Consider the following 2,545-nt stretch of genomic DNA (forward strand, 5'->3'; position numbering starts at 1 on the left):
TTTCTGAACCCCCCACCCGCACGTTCCTGAGCAAGAAATGCGAACCCCCATGCCCTCGCATCCCCGCCTTGCCGAAACGGACAGCCCGACCGAACGCGCCCCGCAAGCCGCACCATCCGGTGCGCCCCCGTCGGGGCCGCCGACAGCAGGGCGACGTTTGAAGCGGGCCGCCCGCGCATCCGGCTTCCCCCTCGCCGTCTACGCGGCGACACTCCTGCTGCACCTCGCGATGCTCGCCGTGATGAACCCGCCGGGCGGCCCGGGAATCCGCGCCCGGCTGCTGTCGTGGGACGCGCAGTGGTTCGTCGCCGTCGCACGCGACGGCTACTCCCACGACTTCTCCTTCACCGCCGACGGGCTCAGCGGCGGCGACCTGGCCTTCTTCCCGGCCTATCCGTTCCTCGTCCGCGCCGTCCACGCCGTGACCGGGCTCGGCCACCAGACCGCCGCGCTCGTCGTCGCCCATCTCGCCCTGACGGTCGCGCTGTTGTGCGTCCACCGGCTCCTGCTCGACCTGTACGGCCGGCGCACCGCGCGCATCGCGCTCGTCCTGCTCGCCTGCGCGCAGCCGATGGCTCTGGTCTTCCTCATGGCGTACAGCGAGTCCCTGTTCCTGGCGCTGGCGGCCGCCGCCCTCCTCGCCGTCCACCGCAAGGCATGGCTGACGGCGGGCGGCCTCATCCTGCTCGCGGGCCTGACCCGGTCCGTCGCCGTCGCCCTGGTCGCGGCCCTGGCCGTCGCGGTCGTGCTGCATCTGCGCGACACGCGCCGTATGACCTGGCATCCGGCCGCCGCCCTGGTCCTGGCCTCCTGCGGCACTCCCGCGTACCTGCTGTGGGTGGACCGGCGCACCGGCCGGCCCGGCACCTGGTTCGCGATCCAGGAGGCGGGCTGGGGGACCCGCTGGGACAACGGAGCCAGCTTCGTCGACTTCCTCGTCAAGACCCTCAGCCGCGGCGACGGCTGGGTCCCCGTCAGCACCGCCCTGCTGGTCCTTACGCTCCTCGCCGGCACCATGGTCGCCTGGTGCGACGAGATCTGGCCTCCCCTGGCGGTCTACGGCACCGTCATCGTGATCACCGCGCTGGGGCAGAGCAACTTCTACCACTCCAAACTGCGCCTGCTGATCCCCGCGCTGGTCTTCCTCATACCGGCCGCCCGCGCCCTCGCCCGCGCCCGCACCACAACCGCCGTCGTCACCCTGACCGCCGCCTCGCTGTTCGGCTCCTGGTACGGCGCCTACATGCTCACCACCTGGCACTACGCGATCTGACGAGGAAGGGAACGAGATATGTCTCCACTCTCTCCGCAGGCCCAAAGCGCCGCCATGTGGGCTCTCGCCGTGGGCGTCAACACGGCGACGGTGTGCGCCGGGCTCCTCTGGGGCTGGGACGCCTTCGTGCAGTTCCTCCTGCCGGCCGTCGGGTCGGTCGTGGGTGCGTCACTGGTCAGCTACAGCCGGCGATCCTGACGAGTGGTCACCAGGTCACGCTCGATCACGATCCGGTCTCGGGAGATGCGGCGGGTCTTGCCGAATCCCCGTGTAATCGATTCCAATCCCTCGTGTAATCGATTCCACGAGGAGGTGGAGCGACGATGGCGAGCATCAAGGACGTCGCCGCCGAAGCCGGCGTGTCCGTCGCCACGGTGTCCCGGGTCCTGAACGACCACCCGTCGGTCAGCCCGGAGGCCCGTACGCGCGTGATGGCCGCCGTCGAGACGCTGGGCTACCGCCCGAACGCCGTCGCCCGCTCCCTGCGCACCGACCAGACCCACACCCTCGGCCTGGTCATCAGCGACGTGATGAACCCCTACTTCACGGAACTGGCCCGCGCCGTCGAGGAGGAGGCCCGCGCCCTCGGCTACAGCGTGATCTTCGGCAACGCCGACGAGCGGCCCGATCTCCAGGACCACCACGTGCGGACCCTCCTGGACCGCCGGATCGACGGGCTCCTGGTCTCACCCACCGACGGCGGCTCCCCGCTGATGCTGGACGCCGTACGGGCGGGGACGCCGATGGTGTTCGTGGACCGGTGGATCTCCGGCGTGGACGTGCCGGTCGTCCGGGCGGACGGACGCGAGGCCGTACGGGACCTCGTCGCCCATCTGCACGGGCTCGGCCACCGCAGGCTCGCCATCATCGCGGGCCCCGCGGCGACCACGACCGGCCGGGAGCGCGTCGAGGTCTTCCGGGAGGCCCTCGGCGCGTACGACCTGGAACTGCCCGACGCCTACATAGGCCAGGGCGACTTCCAGGCCGAGAGCGGGCGGGCCGCCACCGAGCGGTTCCTGGACCTGCCCGAGCCGCCCGAGGTCGTCTTCGCGGCCGACAACCTGATGGCGCTCGGCGCGCTGGACGCCGTTCGCGCGCGGGGGCTGCGGGTCCCCGAGGACATCGGGCTCGCCGCGTTCGACGACATCCCGTGGTTCGTGCACACCGATCCGCCGATCACCGCGGTCGCCCAGCCGACGGGCGAGCTGGGCCGGGCCGCCGTACGCGCCCTGGTCGACCGCATCGAGGGCCGCACCCCGCGGTCCGTCACCC

At 71.7% G+C, this 2,545-nt stretch carries 3 protein-coding genes; all 3 read left to right on the top strand.

Annotation, left to right across the window (positions count from 1 at the left end):
- The first annotated feature begins 157 nt into the window (after window positions 1–157).
- Window positions 158–1,273, top strand: a complete 1,116-nt coding sequence (locus FNH08_RS48745; RefSeq protein ID WP_152778330.1) for a hypothetical protein — start codon at window positions 158–160, stop codon at window positions 1,271–1,273.
- Between the two features lie 18 nt (window positions 1,274–1,291).
- The gene (locus FNH08_RS48750; protein ID WP_152778332.1) at window positions 1,292–1,471 is read left to right on the top strand and encodes a hypothetical protein; all 180 of its coding nucleotides are present in this window, start codon (window positions 1,292–1,294) and stop codon (window positions 1,469–1,471) included.
- A 125-nt stretch (window positions 1,472–1,596) separates the two neighbouring features.
- The coding region (locus FNH08_RS48755) for a LacI family DNA-binding transcriptional regulator (RefSeq protein ID WP_152778333.1) at window positions 1,597–2,545 on the top strand (949 nt) is incomplete at its 3' end.

Source organism: Streptomyces spongiae (assembly GCF_009377185.1).
In the GTDB taxonomy this organism is placed as follows: domain Bacteria; phylum Actinomycetota; class Actinomycetes; order Streptomycetales; family Streptomycetaceae; genus Streptomyces; species Streptomyces spongiae.

What these genes read in the sequence shown, in the direction of transcription:
- FNH08_RS48750 (WP_152778332.1), top strand. Translation starts at nt 1,292, where the DNA reads ATGTCTCCACTCTCTCCGCAGGCCCAAAGCGCCGCCATGTGGGCTCTC.